The sequence below is a fragment of the Streptomyces sp. T028 genome (assembly GCF_048159505.1).
In the GTDB taxonomy this organism is placed as follows: domain Bacteria; phylum Actinomycetota; class Actinomycetes; order Streptomycetales; family Streptomycetaceae; genus Streptomyces.
Genome location: NZ_JBLRVZ010000071.1, coordinates 30,769 through 47,370 on the forward strand (window position 1 = coordinate 30,769; position 16,602 = coordinate 47,370).

At 67.1% G+C, this 16,602-nt stretch carries 13 protein-coding genes and 1 pseudogene; 8 read left to right on the top strand and 6 right to left on the bottom strand.

All coding sequences use genetic code 11. From position 1 onward, the window contains the following. The coding region (locus ACLZN2_RS46650) for a DUF2335 domain-containing protein (protein WP_416986126.1) at positions 1–389 on the bottom strand (389 nt) is incomplete at its 3' end. A 634-nt stretch (positions 390–1,023) separates the two neighbouring features. On the opposite strand from ACLZN2_RS46650, the pseudogene istA reads away from it, so the two are divergent. Beyond that, positions 1,024–1,734, top strand: a pseudogene (gene istA, locus ACLZN2_RS46655) (IS21 family transposase); the annotation flags it as partial. A gap of 400 nt (positions 1,735–2,134) precedes the next feature. Here the strand turns inward: istA and ACLZN2_RS46660 are convergent. Together ACLZN2_RS46660 and ACLZN2_RS46665 are read right to left on the bottom strand one after the other, a co-directional pair. Beyond that, a complete protein-coding gene (locus ACLZN2_RS46660; RefSeq protein WP_416986127.1) occupies positions 2,135–2,653 on the bottom strand; it encodes a hypothetical protein in 519 nt (172 codons plus the stop codon). A gap of 277 nt (positions 2,654–2,930) precedes the next feature. Next, the gene (locus ACLZN2_RS46665; RefSeq protein ID WP_416986128.1) at positions 2,931–3,734 is read right to left on the bottom strand and encodes a hypothetical protein; all 804 of its coding nucleotides are present in this window, start codon (positions 3,732–3,734) and stop codon (positions 2,931–2,933) included. A 699-nt stretch (positions 3,735–4,433) separates the two neighbouring features. On the opposite strand from ACLZN2_RS46665, the gene ACLZN2_RS46670 reads away from it, so the two are divergent. The 5 genes from ACLZN2_RS46670 (at position 4,434) to ACLZN2_RS46690 (ending at position 12,550) form a co-directional block, all read left to right on the top strand. After that, the gene (locus ACLZN2_RS46670) at positions 4,434–4,874 is read left to right on the top strand and encodes a hypothetical protein (protein WP_416986129.1); all 441 of its coding nucleotides are present in this window, start codon (positions 4,434–4,436) and stop codon (positions 4,872–4,874) included. 9 nt (positions 4,875–4,883) lie between these two features. After that, positions 4,884–5,843, top strand: coding sequence for a hypothetical protein (locus ACLZN2_RS46675; RefSeq protein ID WP_416986130.1), 960 nt, complete (start codon positions 4,884–4,886; stop codon positions 5,841–5,843). After that, positions 5,830–9,111: a CHAT domain-containing protein gene (locus ACLZN2_RS46680; protein ID WP_416986131.1), complete on the top strand. Its 3,282-nt coding sequence runs from the start codon at positions 5,830–5,832 to the stop codon at positions 9,109–9,111. The genes ACLZN2_RS46675 and ACLZN2_RS46680 overlap by 14 nt, the downstream gene beginning before the upstream one ends. 912 nt (positions 9,112–10,023) lie before the next feature. After that, on the top strand, positions 10,024–11,283 hold the full coding sequence (gene ltrA, locus ACLZN2_RS46685) for a group II intron reverse transcriptase/maturase (protein WP_416986132.1): 1,260 nt from the start codon (positions 10,024–10,026) through the stop codon (positions 11,281–11,283). A gap of 370 nt (positions 11,284–11,653) precedes the next feature. Next, a complete protein-coding gene (locus ACLZN2_RS46690) occupies positions 11,654–12,550 on the top strand; it encodes a DUF5655 domain-containing protein (RefSeq protein ID WP_416986133.1) in 897 nt (298 codons plus the stop codon). Between the two features lie 200 nt (positions 12,551–12,750). Here ACLZN2_RS46690 and ACLZN2_RS46695 read toward each other — a convergent pair whose 3' ends face one another. Next, positions 12,751–13,224: a GNAT family N-acetyltransferase gene (locus ACLZN2_RS46695; RefSeq protein ID WP_416986134.1), complete on the bottom strand. Its 474-nt coding sequence runs from the start codon at positions 13,222–13,224 to the stop codon at positions 12,751–12,753. 255 nt (positions 13,225–13,479) lie between these two features. Between ACLZN2_RS46695 and ACLZN2_RS46700 the strand changes: the two genes are divergently transcribed. Together ACLZN2_RS46700 and ACLZN2_RS46705 are read left to right on the top strand one after the other, a co-directional pair. Further along, positions 13,480–14,181: a hypothetical protein gene (locus ACLZN2_RS46700; protein ID WP_416986135.1), complete on the top strand. Its 702-nt coding sequence runs from the start codon at positions 13,480–13,482 to the stop codon at positions 14,179–14,181. 94 nt (positions 14,182–14,275) lie between these two features. Next, a complete protein-coding gene (locus ACLZN2_RS46705; protein WP_416986136.1) occupies positions 14,276–14,803 on the top strand; it encodes an NUDIX domain-containing protein in 528 nt (175 codons plus the stop codon). Here the strand turns inward: ACLZN2_RS46705 and ACLZN2_RS46710 are convergent. Beyond that, the gene (locus ACLZN2_RS46710) at positions 14,772–15,191 is read right to left on the bottom strand and encodes an ATP-binding protein (protein ID WP_416986137.1); all 420 of its coding nucleotides are present in this window, start codon (positions 15,189–15,191) and stop codon (positions 14,772–14,774) included. The two genes, ACLZN2_RS46705 and ACLZN2_RS46710, sit on opposite strands and share 32 nt — an antisense overlap. A 232-nt stretch (positions 15,192–15,423) precedes the next feature. Beyond that, a complete protein-coding gene (locus ACLZN2_RS46715) occupies positions 15,424–16,566 on the bottom strand; it encodes a transcriptional regulator (RefSeq protein WP_416986138.1) in 1,143 nt (380 codons plus the stop codon). Positions 16,567–16,602 lie beyond the last annotated feature (36 nt).

The following is a 16,602-nucleotide window of genomic DNA, read 5'->3' on the forward strand; positions in this document are numbered from 1 at the left end:
CGCGTCCCGGAGGTCCAGTAGTGTCCGAACCATCCAAGTGCTGCTACCGCGAGCGCGTTGATGACACCCAGCAGGACTGCGCTACCTGCGAAGCCACGGACCACGAGGTAGGCGGAAACGCCAAGAATGGCCAATCCAGCAGCAAGCACGAACAGCCTGTTGGCCAACGCTACGATCCTGGCGGCTGAACGAGCGCGCGCCATCTCCGCGACTTCTTCGTGAACGAATCGCTGCTCCAGTTCAGCGATACGGATAAGTCGATCAGCCAGGGTTGGAGAGACCTCTTCCAAGCGTCGAAGATCCTCGGGTGATGGCATGTGGCCAGAGCTACGAAGAATCTCGATCTCCACTTCTTCGAGATCGGCATCTTGGTCGTCTTTGCTGGCCATAGAAATGCTCCATCTTCGAGCGTGCTGGTTCGCTCCCTTCAATCCTAGAGTCACCTTCGATACCGGGACCTGGGTATGTCTGCCATTCGGGTATCGGTCTGCTGGTGGCTCGTCTATTCAGCTGTCGCCAGTTCCCCGTTGAGTCCATCCTGCTGGTGACCGGGTGTGGTCTCCGGGGGCGTATCGGCTCCAGGTGCCTCCGGCCTTGGACGTGAGGCGGGCCGTGGTGACCTGGGGGAGCCGAGGGCATCGGCGACGACAGGGGCCGGCGTATCCAGGACCTGCTGGCGGATTGCCGCGGCCTGGCCGCGGTCGTGGGGATACCGAGGTCGTTGATCAGCTCGGCGAGAGCGAGGGCTCACCGCGGCACCCTGCCGGCGTGGCCAGCGGAGGGCGATCTCCCAACTTGACGTCTGGGGCGGAGCGGCCAAGATCAGCTGCTGAGCGCCAACGGCTGTACCGATGGTCCAAGCGCCCGCCAGTTGCATCAAATGCGAACTGGCGACGGTACGCACATCGCGGCCGGGTGACGTTGTCGCCGTTCCGTGAACCGTGACCCCCTATCGGTCGATGAAAAGTGACCCCTTCCGTGATCAAGTGATCAGTCTGGCTCCATGGGAGTCAGGTGGAAGAGGTGATCGGTGTGGAGGACTGGGCTGAGATCCGGCGGCTCCACCGTGCGGAGGGCATGTCGATCAAGGGGATCGCGCGGCATCTGGGGATCGCCCGGAACACCGTGCGGCGGGCCGTGGCCAGTAATGATCCGCCGAAGTACCGGCGGGCGCCGAAGGGTTCGATCGTGGACGCGGTGGAGCCGGCGATCCGCGAACTGCTGGCGCAGTATCCGCGGATGCCCGCCACGGTGATCGCCGAGCGGATCGGGTGGGAACGGTCGTTGTCGGTGCTGAAGCGTCGGGTGCGGGAGTTGCGGCCGGTCTATCTGCCGGCGGACCCCGTCTCGCGGACGGCGTATCAGCCCGGCGAGCTGGCCCAGTGCGATCTGTGGTTCCCGCCGGTGGACATCCCGCTGGGGTTCGGGCAGACCGGGCGGCCGCCGGTGCTGGTGATGGTGGCCGGCTATTCCCGGGTGATCACCGCGCGGATGCTGCCGTCGAGGCAGGCCGCCGACCTCGTGAGCGGGCACTGGGACCTGCTGTCCGGCTGGAGAGCGGTGCCCCGGGCACTGGTCTGGGACAACGAAGCGGCCATCGGACGCCGCCGGGAGGGGCGGGCCGTGCTCGGTCACGAGTTCGCTGCGCTGGCCGGGCTGCTGGCCTGCAAGGTGATCCTTTGCCGGCCCCGCGATCCGGAGGCCAAGGGGCTGGTCGAGCGGGCCAACGGTTACCCGCTGGATTGTCGCGCACGACTTCATGCCCGAGCATCAATCAAGTCGCCGTGTCTCTGCCTCGCACCCAAAAGCGATAAATGTGATGTCACTCCACACCGGGAAGCCGAACGCACTACTTCCGGGACCCTGGGCCCGCTGGTGTAAGCGGTCTCGATGCAGGTGGTAAGGGCCGAACGCCTTGGTGAGGGTCAAAGCGAACCCTGGTGGTGTCGACGCCGCGCTCCTGTCGGTCGAGAGGCAGGCAGTCCCGCATTTCGATCGTGAGGCGGTCCGCGTGGCCGACGGCGGTCGGGCTGTGCGGGGCCACTTCGGGCCCACGCGGCGCAGGGCTGCAGTGAGGGGCGGATGCGGTACGCCCCGCCGCCGGGTGGCCGGCGGGGCGATTCTTGCGTCAGCTCTAGCTCTGGGTGGCGGTGATGCACTGGCACGGCTTCCACCGGTCAGGCACCTTGTCCCAGGAGAATTTGATGATCGGCTTGTTCTGGTAGCCGCTGAGGAACAGCGGGCAGTTGGTGGAGGCGTGGTAGGCGTCGCTGGTGGCCGTGGTGACCACCTCGGTCAGCGGGTCGTACTCGTATGTGCCCGGTCGCTCGTACCGGCCGTTCGAGGTTCGGAGCCCGGCGGCGATCGAGCCGTCCCTGCCCCCACGTGTGTTCAGAATGTTGACGCCACATGCCTGAGCGAACTCATAGACGTCGAAGTTCGGATCGTTGTAGCCCAGGACTTGGGCGGTGACCCACATGGCGTTCGTCTTGACGGCCTGCGTCTGCTCAGTGTTGAGCACCGGGTCGCCGGGGCGGCTCTTTGTGTCAATGTCGCGGTTGTGCCCTGCACGGTCGAGCCGGAAGTGGGCATCAGACCAGTCCTGAAGACGGATCTCGTCAGCGAACTGTTGAGCAAGTTTGCTCAGGGCCATGGTGTCCTCCGATCGGACGGCCTGCCGCCCCCCTACGGGGCGAACCTCCGCAAATCTACGTGGAAAGGGTGTATCCCCGCAATGCTCGGGGCGTGTGCGCGTGCTCTGGGCCGGCGAGGGCGCCGGGGAGGCCCTCGGCTATCACCACGCCACCACAACCAGACTCGCCTCCGACGCCGGAGGCAGCTGGAGTACACCTACGGTCACCGACAGGCTGGACCCCACGAAGAACTCGCGACAGTTGAATATGCGAGCTCACCAGTACCTGGGACTGTCGCTACTCTCCGCGGGAGACATCCGGCGGTAGCTGTAGCTCCGTCGGTGTCTCGGCCAGACGACTGAGTGCCTGGAGCTGCTCCGGGGTGATGACTGCGAATAGTTCCCCAGGAGAAACGGGTCCACCGCGAGTCTGGTCAACGGCCCACTGCACAAGGTCAGCGTGGGCTTCCATCTGCCGCGCCTGTGCCTCCAACTGACGTGCCCGGGCATTCTCCTGGCGAGCTCCGGCTTCCCCTCTGTCCGCCTCCGCTTCGATCCGGCGGGCGCTTGCTTCGTCAGCTCGTCGCTTGTTGCTCCAGTCACGGACAAGCTCGGCGATCTTGATGACTCCGTACGCGAGGAATCCGGAGTTCGCCAGGTCAAGGAGAAGTGGACTGCCGTACTCGGCGCGGGCGACTCGGGTTGGGGTTCCGAGCACTTTGGGGACCCGGGCATCCGCGAGAGTTTCGATCAAGCTACCGGAGCCCCCGAGGGGCATGCCTCGCCAGGGCCTCCACGGCCCAAAGTGCATCCACTCGTCGAGGTACATGAGGTCCCGGGGGGAGTATCCGCGTTCGAGAGCCTCGCCCTCCAAGCTGCGAACGCCTTCCTGGGCGATGCGCTCCATGAGTTCCTGCTGGGCTGCCGCGCGGGCGAACGTGGTGCCCCACTGTTCGCCGACGCCGATCGCAATATCGACGTCCTGTAGGTAGTGCGCAAGATCGCGAGGCCGCAGCGGGGCCCCGACACCAGCCTTCCAGGTGACCTGGACCCGCTCCCCTCCGGTAGGCGGGCTGAGCCTCGGCGCTCTTGGATCGACCATGTCAGCAGTCCTACCAGCCTTTTTGATCCAGCGTGGGCTGCCCTGCCGACCTGGTATGCCTGGCCAGCCTCATGGGTCAACGCGACAGCCGTACGGCTGATGAACGACTCGAACGGCAGTTCCTGGGCCCCGGGGACTGCCCTTCAGGCAGCACCCGGATGTCGTGTCCAGGCCACGGGCCGGACCGCGTCCGCGCGGGCCACGCCGCAACCGAACGGCACGCCTGCCTTAACTCGGGAGAGTTCGTGAGCAGTTGTCGGCGTGAGGCCGCGGCTTCGGCTGGTCTGGCTAGTGTCACCCGCTTGGTCGCTCCCAGAGGCCGGTCGGCGTGGGCCGTGCTCGCATGGGAACGACCTCCATATCAACCTGGAGTGAGTTGCGAGTGCACGAGATGTGGTGCGGCGCAGACGCATCACGGGGGTGTCAACGGGGCATGTGCTGACGGCTGGCAAGGCGTCGGCGCTGTGCGGGGTGAAGGTGCGGGAGGAGCCCCCGCAGGAGGGAGGCAACGGACAAGTATTGCTTCGCGTGCATGACGGAGTTTCAGGCCGCAATGGCGTGATTTGTGTCTGCCGTCCAGCCTGACGGATCCGCAGCGTCGGTCAGAACGAGTTAACGACCCGCCACTGCGCGCCGTCTTGACGGACGGCGCAGCCCGTGTCGTTCATGGGGACGAAACGGTTGCTGAGGGAGGCCGGAGTGGAGGAAGAGCAGGACAGGTCCCAGGCCATCGTCCTTGCGGCGGGAGTCGTCGTCCATGAGCTGCCCGAGCTGCTTGCGGAGCACGCCGAGGATGTCGGGCAGCCACTGCGGGAGGCATTGATCGCCGCGCGCAGGCTGGGGTACGGCGAGGACCGGGAGGAAGCCGTTGACCGGCTCTGGGAGCTCCTGGTCGCCGAACCGGTCCTGCGTGAGCGCGTCGATGTCCTGGTCCCTGCCCTGGCGGAGGAACGCGGTGACACGCCGAGCGGGGAGGGCGGTTTCCTGCTGGGCGACCCCATCCCGTTGCCCTACAGCCGGTACGCGTGCACGAAGTGCAGCTGGGTATGGCCGGTGTTGGACGTCGGCGATCCCGAGCCTGCTCCCTCCGAGTGCCCGAACGGCCATGGGGAGCTGGTATTCCGTTCGGCCGGCGAGTGATGAGGGCCGATGGGCGGAGAGTTGCTGCGGGGGATCGCCGGACGGCTGGCCGAGCGGTGGGTGGCGGCGCTGTTCTCTCCCGCCTTCGCCTTCTGGGCCGGCGTGGCAGCGGTGTGGGTGTGGGCCACCCAGTGGGACACGGTCGCCGACAAGGGCCTGATCGGGGCGATGAAGTCGTGGACCTCCGGCCTCGGCGCGCTGCCGGCGCTGGCCCAGGCTGCCCTGGCCGTCCTACCCCTCCTGGTCATCGCTCTGACCGGCCTGCTGTTCTCGGGGCTTGCGTTCCCTGTCCTGCGGCTGCTGGAGGGATACTGGCCACGACCGGCGGCACGGCTTGGGCAGCGTCGCCGCCGCCACTGGAGAGGTGAGGCGAAAGACGGCCGCGACCGGCTCCGTACGCTGGCCGCGATGTCCTCACCCGGCCCCGAGGACAGTGCCGAGCGCGCCGGACTGGAGCGCACACTGCGCCGTCTCCCGGCGAATCCGGACCTGTGCATGCCTACCCGGCTGGGCAACATCCTGCGCGCGGGAGAGGCCCGGATCTCCGCCCACTATGGGCTGGACCCCATCATCGCCTGGACGCGCCTGTGGCTGGTACTTCCCGACCGGGCGCGTGAGGAGGCGACCACGGCACGGGCGTCCCTCGACCTGGCCGTGCAGGCCATGATCGGAGGCGTCCTGTTCGTCCCTCTGGCCTTCTGGGCGTGGTGGGCGGCCCCGATCGGCCTCGCCGTGGCGCTCGGGGCATACCGTGGTCGGCTCCTGACCGCGGCAGCGCGCTATGCGGACATCGTGGAGTCCTGCTTCGACGTGCACCGTCGTCTGCTCTACGAGGCGCTGCGCTGGCCGGTACCGGCATCTCCCGAGAAGGAGCAGTCCGAGGGCGTCCGGGTCAGCGACTACCTGCGTTCGGGATCCCGGGCCGCCACCCCCGTGTTCACCAGTGGAGCGGACGATGAGCAGTCCTGATCCCGCGTCGGACCCGCACAGGGCGGGTTTGGCCGCACTGTCCCGATACCGGGTCGCCGGCGAGGCGGCCGACCTCGCCTCGGCGGTCTCGCTGCTGTCCGACGCCGCGAGGGCCCCTTCCGACGCCGAGGTGTCCCTCGACCTGACCGACGCGCTGCTCGACCGGTACGACCGATACGGAGCCCGTCCCCAGGACCGCAGTCTCGACGAGGCGCTGGACATACTGGAACGGCCGGAAGCCACCTCTCACGTACGGGGTCGTCTCCTGCTGGCTCACGCTCTTCTCGAACGGTACGAGCGCGACGGCTCGCCCGAGGATCAGCTCCGGGCGTTGGCTCTCCAGCAACAGGCTGCGGCGGAGGACGGACACGAAGCCGCCCACCTGGACTCCGCACTGGCCAACCTGGGGGTGAGCCTGGCGGAGAGCACCGACCCGGACGACGTGGACCAGGCGGTCGCCCTCCTGCACGCTCAACTCACAGCCACCGACGCCGACCATCCCGAGCGGGGAAACCGGCTCAGCCATCTCGGCAATGCCCTGCTGCGCAGTGCTGAGCGCGAAGGCCATGACCAGGAGCTCGAGCAGGCGATCGAGGCATTCAGCCAGGCGGTCCACACCCCGCAGGGCTTCGCGGTGCACGGCTACGGCTGGCTCGGCAACCTCGGCAACGGCCTGTCGACACGCTTCGAGCGCGGAGGAGACCCCGCGGACCTCCGCTCGGCCATCACGTGCTTCCGCGATGCGCTTCGCGCCTGCCCGGACGACTCACCGAGCCGGGCCGCGTGCCTGAGCAACCTCGCCAACGGCCTGCTGGACCGCTTCGAGTCCGAGGGCGAACCGGGGGACCTGCAGGAGGCCGTCGCACATCTGCGTGCCGCTATCGACCGCACACCACCCCACGGGATCCTTCGGGCGGCCCGCCTGAGCAACCTCAGCACGGCTCTGCTGGACAGCTTCGAGGCGAACGGGAACCTCGACGACCTCGACGAGGCCATCAGCGTCTGCCGCCAGGCGGTCGCCGTCGCGCCCAAGGACTCGACCGACGCCCCGCTGTGGCACACGAACCTCGGCAACGCCCTGATGGCTGCGCACGAGGCGGGCCGCAAGAGCGTCCTCGACGAGGCCGTCGAGATGTACACGCAAGCCGTCGCCCTGGTCCCACGGGGCCACCGGGAGCGTGCCCTCTACCTCAGCAACCTGGGCACCGCGCTGGCGGCTCGCCAGGACCGCGACTCCCTGCGCAAAGCCATCGGCCTCTTCACCGAGGCGGTGTCGGCAACGTCCCGCCGGTCGCCGCGCCGTGCCACCTGGGTGAACAACGTGGCGAACGGACATTCGGACCTGTATGACGTGACGGGACGCCGCGGTGATTTGCGGAAGGCGATCAGGTGGTATCGGCGGGCCTTGCGCATGACGCCGGTGTCGGCGCCGGAGTACGCGGCGTGGTCGTACAACCTGGCCTCGGCGACCGCCACCCTCTGGCGCGCGCGCCGGATCCCGCGCGGCACCGGTCGGCTGCGCCGGCTCTACCGGCGCACCTGCGAACTCGCCGGGAAGACCGCCACCGAGACCGCACTGTCGGCAGCGCGGAGCTGGGCTCGCTGGGCGGAGGACCGCGGAGCCTGGGCCGAAGCCGCGGAGGCGTACCGCCATGCGACGAAGGCCCTCGGTGAACTGCTGGACGCCCAGCTGCTGCTGAGCCACAAGCACCTGCGGCTGTCCGGGGCCCTGGGCCTCCCCGCCCGCTCAGCCCACGCCCATGCGCGCGCCGGCGACCTGGCACGAGCCGTCACCGAGATCGAACACGGCAGAGCCGTCCAACTGACCGAGGCCCTCGACCATGCCTTTCTGGAGCGCGCCGCAGCTGCGGCCGACAGCCCGCTGGCCGCCCGGCTCCGACGCATCGGCGCGGACGTACGACGCCTGATGGTGCCCGCCATGGCCGGCCCCAACGGCACGTCGGCGGATCTGACCGACGCGGCGGACCTCGCGTCATGGCGGGAGGCGACCGACGCGGAGATCGCGGACCGGCGCCGGGTGAAGGCAGAGCTGCGGGAAGCCGCCGCCGAGGTCCGTCGACTGAGCGGCTCGGCCGTCGCCACCGGCCCGAGCGGGCGGGCCCCGGTTCAGGCGCCTCAGACGCTGGCCTACCTCATCCCCACGGACCTGGGCGGCACGGCACTGATCCTGAGATCCGGGGACCCGGACGACACGGTCGCCGTCGCGCTCCCCGATCTGAACACACATGCCGTGGGGGAACGAGCCAAGCAGCTGGCAGCGGACTACGCCCGGCGCGACGGCCGACCGGACCGCTGGCGAGAGTCCTTGGACGACGTGGCGGAGTGGCTCTGGGACTCATGCATGGGACCCGTACTGGAGCGAGTCCCAGAAGGTTCGTCGCTCGCCCTCGTAGCCGTCGGGCAGCTGGGTCTCCTGCCACTCCACGCCGCCTGGACCCCCTCTGAACAGGGGCGGCGGTACGCGCTCGACCACGCCACGATCAGTTACGTCCCCAACGCCCGCGCCGCGGCGGCAGCCGACGTCGCGGCTGCCGAACGCGCCACCGGCGGGCTGCTCGCTGTACAGGATCCCCGACCCGTACCCCTGGGTCCTCTCCCGTTCGCGAAGCCCGACGTGAACCTGGCCGCGCGCTTCTTCAACCCGGTGAAACGGCTGTCCGGCTCCGACGCGACCGTGGCAGCGGTGCGGGAGGCACTGAGCTCCTGCTCCGTCGGCCACTTCGCCTGTCACGCCCACGCGGACACCGGCTCCCCCATGGACAGCGCGCTCGTCCTGTCGGAAGGGCGGCTGAGGCTGCGCGACCTACTCACCGCCGACCCGAATCACAGCCCCGTGAGCGCGCGGCTCGTCGTGCTGGGCGCCTGTGAGACCTACGTCGCCGGCAGCGATCTGCCCGACGAAGTCATCAGCCTCGCCATGGGATTCGTCCAACTCGGCGCAGCCGGGATCGTCGCAAGCCACTGGGTCGTCGGCGGCCTCGCCAACTCCCTGGTCACCGCCCGGTTCTACCGAGAGTGGCAGCTATTGGGACTCTCCCCGGCCGAGTCTCTGTGCGCCGCGCAGCGCTGGGTTCGGCAGACCACCAACAAGGAAAAGGTCGAGTGGCTGCGGCCCGCGCACGGCGAACCGGAGCTCCCGATCGCGACGACCCGTCTGCTGTGGCGGGAGTTGGTGCGACGCCCTTCCGAGGGCGTGGACTTCGCCCATCCAGCGGACTGGGCGGCCTACTCCCACATGGGCGCATGACTACGCGGATACGTGGCGTCCGGGCGCAAAGAGCAACGACCCACCAGACCGCTTACGTTTCCGTGTGGCGTCAGCCACATTCAGGCAGGTCAGAAGCGGCTCTCGGCGTGAAGACCACGTGTATCCCCAGATCCGCGCCAGGTTCGGAAGTTTGTCGTCAGTATGGCTGCTGAGCGTCTCGAGGGGCGGCTTTGACCTGCGGAAATCCGTCAACCGAGAGGAGTGGCCTGGTTGTTCGCGGCGGTACGGGGCCGGAAACGAGCAACGGTCAAAAGACCGTGTGTGTTTTGGCGTGAACACAAAAACCCTGATCTGCATTTCTGCAGGTCTTGTGTCCTGAACATGAAAGGGAGTTGATTGTAGGCAACTTCTGGAAGTGATGCTGTGTGGGAGATGAAGGTTTTGTGGCCCTTCAGAGCCGCCCTGTGGGGGGAGGCTCTAAACCGCCTCATGCTGCGTTAGCTAATGACTGTCGTGGTGAGCGATGAGGGAAAAGGCGTCGTAAGAGGCGTCAGGTGGGGATCGGGAAGACGAACGCAAGTGAATCGCTGCTGACGTGTCGAAAAGAAAATAGACGGCATCGAAACCGGGGTGTGACCAGAACTCCGGGATGAGCCTGGCGGGTGCCCGCTTATTGGCCAGGTGGTGTCCGGCATGTAGGCGACGTGAGTCCGGTCTGCGGCTTCCGCATGGAACAGGAGAAGGCAGGTCCCGATACTGCCCGCCGAGCGGCGGGCGAGAGGGAGTGCCCCAAGCAGCAGTCACTGCAAGGGGTCGAGTACCGACGCGGGGCGTGCCGGCGGACCGGCTCGTAGTAGTGATGAAGCCCCTGTAACGGGGGTGGAGCGAAGGGGCCGGGTCGTTCGTGACTGAGTTGATCGCATCAACCGGACAGCGTCCGGGAGGAGTTCGATGGGCCAGTTGAAATCGTCGACCAAGCCGTTTGATATTTCAAAGTGGGAAATCAAGGAGGCATGGGAGGAAGTCAGGGCTAACAAGGGTGCACCTGGTGTGGACGGGCAGAGCGTCGCGGACTTCGAGAAAGACCTTGAGAACAATCTGTACAAGGTTTGGAATCGCATGTCGTCGGGCTCGTACTTTCCGCCTCCGGTGCGTGCGGTGGCTATTCCCAAGCCACACGGGGGCGGCGAGAGAATGCTCGGCATTCCCGCTGTCGCCGACCGCGTGGCACAGACCGTGGTGGCCCGGCATCTGATGCGCAGGGTGGATCCCATTTTCCACCCGGACAGCTTCGGATACCGGCCCGGACGGTCCGCCCTGGATGCGGTGGGCAAATGCCGGGAACGCTGCTGGAAAAGGGACTGGGTGGTGGAGTTCGACATCGCCAAGTTCTTCGACAGTGTGCCCTGGGACCTGCTGGTCAAGGCGGTGGAAGCGCACACCGACGCCGTCTGGGTGAAGTTGTACGTGCGGCGGTGGCTCGCTGCCCCGCTCGTCATGCCCGACGGCTCCCTGCTGGAGCGGGAGCGAGGGACCCCTCAAGGGGCTCCGGTGTCTCCCGTCATGGCGAACCTGTTCCTGCACTACGCGTTCGACACCTGGATGGACCGGGAGTTCCCGTCCGTCTGGTTCGAACGGTATGCGGACGACGCGGTGCTGCACTGCGTCACCGAGCGCCAGGCCCGCCAGGTGCTGGCCGCGCTCACGGACAGGATGGTCGAAGTCGGGTTGCAACTGCACCCGGACAAGACTCGGATCATCTACTGCAAGGACGGCCACCGACGTGGCCCTTACGAGCACACGTCGTTCACTTTCCTCGGGTACACGTTCCGCGCCAGGAGGAACCGGAGTCGGCACGGGAACCTGTTCCTGGCGTTCGACCCGGCGGTCAGCAAGGACGCCCTGAAAAAGATGGGGCGGGAGCTGCGGTCCTGGCACCTGCACACCCGCTCCGAACTGTCCTTCCACGAGCTCGCCCGCAGGATCAACCCTGTGGTGGCGGGCTGGCTCAACTACTACAGCCGCTTCAGGCCGTGGGAGCTGATCCCCTTCGCGATGCGCATCAATGCCTACCTGGTGCGCTGGATCCGCCAGAAGTACAAACGGCTCGCGGCCCAGCGGAAGGCCATCGCGAAGATGCAGGAGATCGCCCGGCGATACCCCCGCATGTTCGCGCACTGGCGCCTGACCACGGGCGCCGTATCGGTCTGACGACCAGAACGACAAGAGCCGTGTAACGGGCGACTGTTACGCACGGTTCTGTGAGAGCCGAGGGGTGAGATCCCCCTCGGCTACTCGGCAGGGTCTTGATCCGGAGTGCCCCCGGCAGGATTCGAACCTGCGCACACGGCTCCGGAGCTAGCGCCGTCTCTGCAGGTCAGCCGCCTACCTGACGGCTTGTTAGGGGCGCTGGCCCACAAATGGCCCACGAAGCAGAAATGCCCTTCATTGTCGCCAGTGTCCCGTTTGCCGCGTCTCGTGTCCTGCGGGTGCCTCCTTGAGATGATCCCGCGATCCAGCTGGAAATAATCCAGCAGACTCTGATGTTGCGCTTCGGCTACCGCAACATCGGGGAGGGAAGGTGTCGGGTCTGAGGCTGTTCAACACCACGAGCGGTGTGACCGAGGTTATGCCGCGTCTCGCTGAGGTCGAGGCAGAGGTGCAGGACCTCATCGAGGCGAACATGCAGGCGATGCTCGGGGTGCGGTTCCTGGCGAGCGAGTACAGCACCGGGCACGTCCATGGCGGCCGGATCGACTCGCTGGGCATCGACGAGAACGGCGCGCCGGTGGTCGTGGAATTCAAGCGTGGCACCGATGCCGGGGTGATTCATCAGGGCCTCTATTACATGTCCTGGCTGATGGATCACAAGGCGGAGTTCCGGCACCTGGTCCGCGACCGGCTCGGGGCCACAGCCGCGGCCCAGGTGCTCTGGAGCGCCCCCAGGCTGATCTGTGTGGCCGGCGGCTTCACCCGATACGACGTGCACGCCGTACGCGAGCACCGGCGCAGTATCGACCTGGTCCGCTACCGCTTCTTCGGCACCGAGCACATCGGCCTTGAGACAGTCGCTTCGGTCTCTGGTCGGCCGGTCGGCCCTGGTGCATGCCGACGTCGCCCCGCGGCTGAAACGCTGGGCGGCACACGGGCGGGCGCGGACAAGGCCATGGCTGAGCTAACTGCGTCGGTCGACGAGGTTCTGCTCGGGCTCGGTGACGACATCACCAAGGTCGAGAACAGGACCTATCTGGCGTACCAGCGTCTGCGGAACTTCGCCTGCGTCTGCCCGCCCCGGCAGACCAAGCTCCTCGTCTACCTCAAGGCCGACCCGAAAGAGGTCGACCTCGTCCCCGGGTTCACCCGGGACGTGACAGGGCTTGGCCACCACGGCACCGGCGATCTGGAGGTGCAGCTGCGCACGGAGCGGGACCTGGAGCGAGCCCAGGACATGTTCCGCCTCAGCTACGCAGTGGCGTAGCAGAGGTTCCGCTGATGCGTCTGCGCGGAGCGAGGACGGACCGGGCGGCGCATGAAGTTGTGGGCTTTGGGTTGTGTCTGGCCTCTCGACGGGTGGGCAGGAAGTGGCGGTGGACCACTAATGATGCGGAGGATCCCCGGGTTCGCTAACCGGGGATTCCGTGCTATACGACGTCGTGCTTCAGGTTGTGTCCCCGCCGATCACGAAGGCGTTGACGTCGGCAGGTTCTTCATGAGGACGATGCTGTCGTAATTGGTGACGTCCCACCGCCAGGTGCCGATCGGTGCGTAGCCACGCCGGCGGTACCAGTCGACGAGGTCTGTCGCCTGTGAGGAGGTATCGATGACGACCTGTGCCGATCCGAGAGCAGCGATCCGTGACTCTGCCAGCGCCAGCAGCCGCTGTCCGAGGCCAGTGCCTCGGTGCGACGGTTCGACAGCCAGTTGCCAGAACGAGCCCCCTCCTGCTGGCGCCGGGTACCCAGATGGAGTGGTGTGAGGAGCTGACACGGTGACGGTGCCGACCAGTGCGTTCCCGTTCACCGCGACCCAGCACTCGCCTTTGCTCAGACGGTGCCGTGTGTCTTGCGGGCTTTGGTAGGAGGCGAAGAAGGCGCGCCCGGCAGCGGCGTGGTCTGCGTAGGCGCGGTGGAGCAGGAGAGTCAACTGCTCCACTGAATCACCGTTGTGGAAGCGCCTGATCTGCACGGTTGCAGACGGACTTATGCCCGTCGACCTGATGTTCATCCGCGCAGTCAAGCGCACTTCTGGGATCTGTCCAGCTCAGTCGTGTGACTTGTCTTCGGGGCGGGAGGTTGTTCTGGGTATAAGGCGAGGTGCGCGATGCACGGTCAACGCTGTGAGCGGGCTGCTCGCTCAGAGGGTGCCCGTTTCTGTCTTACCGGCGGGAGTGTCGGTAGTGTCCGAGGCATGGCCTACACCCCTCGCCGTCCGGTCGCAGATCTTCCCTTTGATGCGCAGGACATCATGCTGCGATACAGCCACAGCCACCCCGCTGTCCCATTCGAGTTCGAGGACACGCTAGAGGTCTGGCCCGTCGAGATCAGCCGCTATCACGGCGAGGACGACTGCCCGCGGTGCCGGGAAGACGGGACATGTGAGTTCTTCGAGACCGGCATTCCAATCGGTGACATGTCCTTGGTACGGATTCGTAACTACACAAAAGATCCCGGTTGGGAAGCGGCGGACTCCTACACGGGAGACATCGAGAAGGTCGTCTCAGTGTGCACGGAACCTGAATATGCCATGACCCCCGGGCTGCACTGGTCTCCGGAATTCCAGGACATGGTCGAAGGGGTGGGAGATCTGCTGATTATGGATCGAGTCCGGCTGAATACCGAGTTCCGCGGGTTCGGGATCGGGGCTCTGGTTGCCGCGGAGGCCATCCGCCGCCTGTCGCCGGGGTGCGCCGCGGTGGCTTGCGAGCCCGCCCCGATTGAAGGGGAATTCGATGATGACGAGCCCAGATTCGCTAAGGCCCAGGCCAGGATCGCCGAGGTGTGGGAGTCGATCGGATTCCGCAGTTTCAAGGACGGCATCTATCTGCTCGACACCAGCATGCAGCATCCCATCGACTGCCGGGAGCGCTGGCAGAGGTACTTCGGGCGATAGGGCTTGGTCGCCAGCAACCATAGCGAGTGTTGTAGGCGCTTCGATTCCCCTTGATATGACGCGGACCATCGCAACGAATTGGGAGCCCTCGTTCATGACCACGATTCACCCCACCGCGCCCACCTCGCGGGCCACGGGCCCCGGCGTTCAGGTCGCCGCAGCCCTGCTGCGCCGCGCGGACCATATCGTCCTGGTCTGTGAGCAGCGCGACGGCGAGGAGATCTGGTCCGTCCCCGGCGGCGGCGTGGAGCGAGGCGAGCTCTTCCAGGAGGCCGTCGTCCGCGAGGTGGCGGAGGAGACCGGGCTGCGCGTGGCCTCGGTCGGCCCCCTCGCCTGTCTTGTCAACACGACGAGCGACCGCTACCCCTCCACGGTCGTATGCACCTTCGAGTGCACCGACTGGGACGGCGACATCACCGTCCATGACCCCGACGGCAAGGTCACGGGTGCGCTCCTCCTGCCACTCGAGGAGGCCAAGAAGGTCCTGGCGAACTCCAGCGCGTCAAGGCCCGAGATCGAACCACTGCTCGCCTACTTGGACGGAGCTCCGGCTGGCCGGGTGTGGGCCTACCGCGAGAACGAACCGGTGATCAGGCAGGGGCCAGGGGCAGTCGGATATTGATCTGCTTGCCGCCTGTTGCGGCGTCCGGGACGACCTCTGCTTTGCCGCCGGCCTCATGTACCAGGGCGCTGACCAGGTGCAGGCCGCGGCCTCCGGCATCGTGCGCCGCCATTAGAGGCTTCGGTTTGAATGGGTGGGCATCCGCGACGCCCAGCAGCAGGACGCCCCGCCCCTCGACGGCGAGGGTGACCATGGCCGTGGGTGACACGACAGCCGCGTGCCTTACGACGTTCGTGACCAGTTCGGTGATGATCAGGCAGGAGGTGTCCAAGACCTGGTCGGACACGCCCCAAGAGGCGAGGACCTTAGCGGTCTCGTGGCGGGCCAGCGGGACGTGCCCGGGCGTAGAGATCACCGGGAAGTCGTGACGCACCGGAGTGCTGGTCATCGCGTGCCTCACCCTCTCTGGGCGGGACCCGCCCGGCCCGGCACTGAAGGTAATGGCCCGGGCACGCTGGGGTGTTCACGACAGTGAACCCACGTCCCCGTATCTCATCCCATCCCGTTCGGCCTGGTCAGCCTCCGGGACCGGCATCCGGGTACGTCCGAGCGTTCGCCGCGTGCAGACCGGGCTCACGGGTGCGTACGGGCCTACGTGTCCAGCCGAGGAGCGCAGCCCGTCAAAGGGGAAGGCCGATGCGGTGGGTCAGGCCCCGCAGATCCCGTGCGGCGTGAGCGGGCAGCGGCCGGTCGTTGAGGTACTCGACGATGCTCCTCACTGGCGCGCTGGCGTGAATGCGCTGAGGGGCGATCTCCTCGGCGGTCAGCAGGGAGGCAATCGCGTCGGCTTCGCGGCCTCGCAGATGGGCCAGCGACCGGCCCAGGTCGGCGTGGAAGGCTGCCTGCCGGCCGGGGGCCTCAGCAAGGGCTTCGGGGCGTACACCGTGGCCGGCGGTGACGGCCTCGCCGTGCAGGCCGAGTTCGGTGTTCAGGCTCACCTGGTGGATGCCGACGTTGGTCGGACCGAAGTTCAGGTGGTGGGCGCGTGTCTCGCCCGTGCGGCCAGCGATGTCGGCGGCCTCGGCGAGGTGGCCTCGGATCTCCTCGGCTCGGGTGCTTCCGGCCCGGTGCCGGTCCTGAGTGAGCGAGGTGGCGGAGATCAGGTGGAGTTCGCCCAGCAGCGCGTAGGCGTCCGGGCTGTTCAGATGTGTTTCCAGGGCGTTGGCGGCGGCGGTGGCCCGGGCGAGGGCCTGCGTGGGGCTGCCCGCCGACATCAGCACGTGGGTGTGGAAGAAGCCGCTGAGGGCCGAGTAGACCGGGTCGTCCAGCTCCGCGATCGCCTCAGCGGCGCGGGTAACAGCGATGAATGCCAAGTCGGTGTAACCCAGATTTTTCAGAAGCAGGGTGCAGGCCGGATGGTAGGCGTCCGCCAGCAGTCTCAGCAGCTCGTGCCGGGCCGGCCCCTCGGCGGCCTCAACGCCTGCGTGCAGGCTGGCCAGCAGGGTGGGCAGGCCGGCGGCGAGGGCGCCGTATTCGGCGGCGTGGTACAGCTGGTTCGCCCTCGCTACACGGTCGGCCAGTACGGCCGCCGGTACCTGAGGCGGTCGCCGATCCGGTGGGGTTGCCATGGTGATGCCCATCAGTGTCAGCCGCAGAGCCGGAATCGCCTCGTGGGCCGCGCTTGCGCTCGGGTCCACCGGAGCGAATGGCTGGCCGGTCAGCTCGGACGGGGCGATGTGCAGGGCCTCGGCGAAGGCGGTGATCAGGCTGGAGCGGTCTACCGGTAGTTCGTTAAATCCGGTGGTGGCATGGGTTGACGGCAAGTCGGGTTGGTCGTAGGCCGGTGGTAGGAGCCAACT

Excerpts from the sequence above, each read along its gene's own strand:
- ACLZN2_RS46660 (WP_416986127.1), bottom strand. The coding sequence starts at position 2,653 with ATGGCCCTGAGCAAACTTGCTCAACAGTTCGCTGACGAGATCCGTCTT.
- ACLZN2_RS46665 (WP_416986128.1), bottom strand. The coding sequence starts at position 3,734 with ATGGTCGATCCAAGAGCGCCGAGGCTCAGCCCGCCTACCGGAGGGGAG.
- ACLZN2_RS46675 (WP_416986130.1), top strand. The coding sequence starts at position 4,884 with ATGGGCGGAGAGTTGCTGCGGGGGATCGCCGGACGGCTGGCCGAGCGG.
- ACLZN2_RS46680 (WP_416986131.1), top strand. The coding sequence starts at position 5,830 with ATGAGCAGTCCTGATCCCGCGTCGGACCCGCACAGGGCGGGTTTGGCC.
- ltrA (WP_416986132.1), top strand. The coding sequence starts at position 10,024 with ATGGGCCAGTTGAAATCGTCGACCAAGCCGTTTGATATTTCAAAGTGG.
- ACLZN2_RS46700 (WP_416986135.1), top strand. The coding sequence starts at position 13,480 with ATGGCCTACACCCCTCGCCGTCCGGTCGCAGATCTTCCCTTTGATGCG.
- ACLZN2_RS46705 (WP_416986136.1), top strand. The coding sequence starts at position 14,276 with ATGACCACGATTCACCCCACCGCGCCCACCTCGCGGGCCACGGGCCCC.
- ACLZN2_RS46710 (WP_416986137.1), bottom strand. The coding sequence starts at position 15,191 with ATGACCAGCACTCCGGTGCGTCACGACTTCCCGGTGATCTCTACGCCC.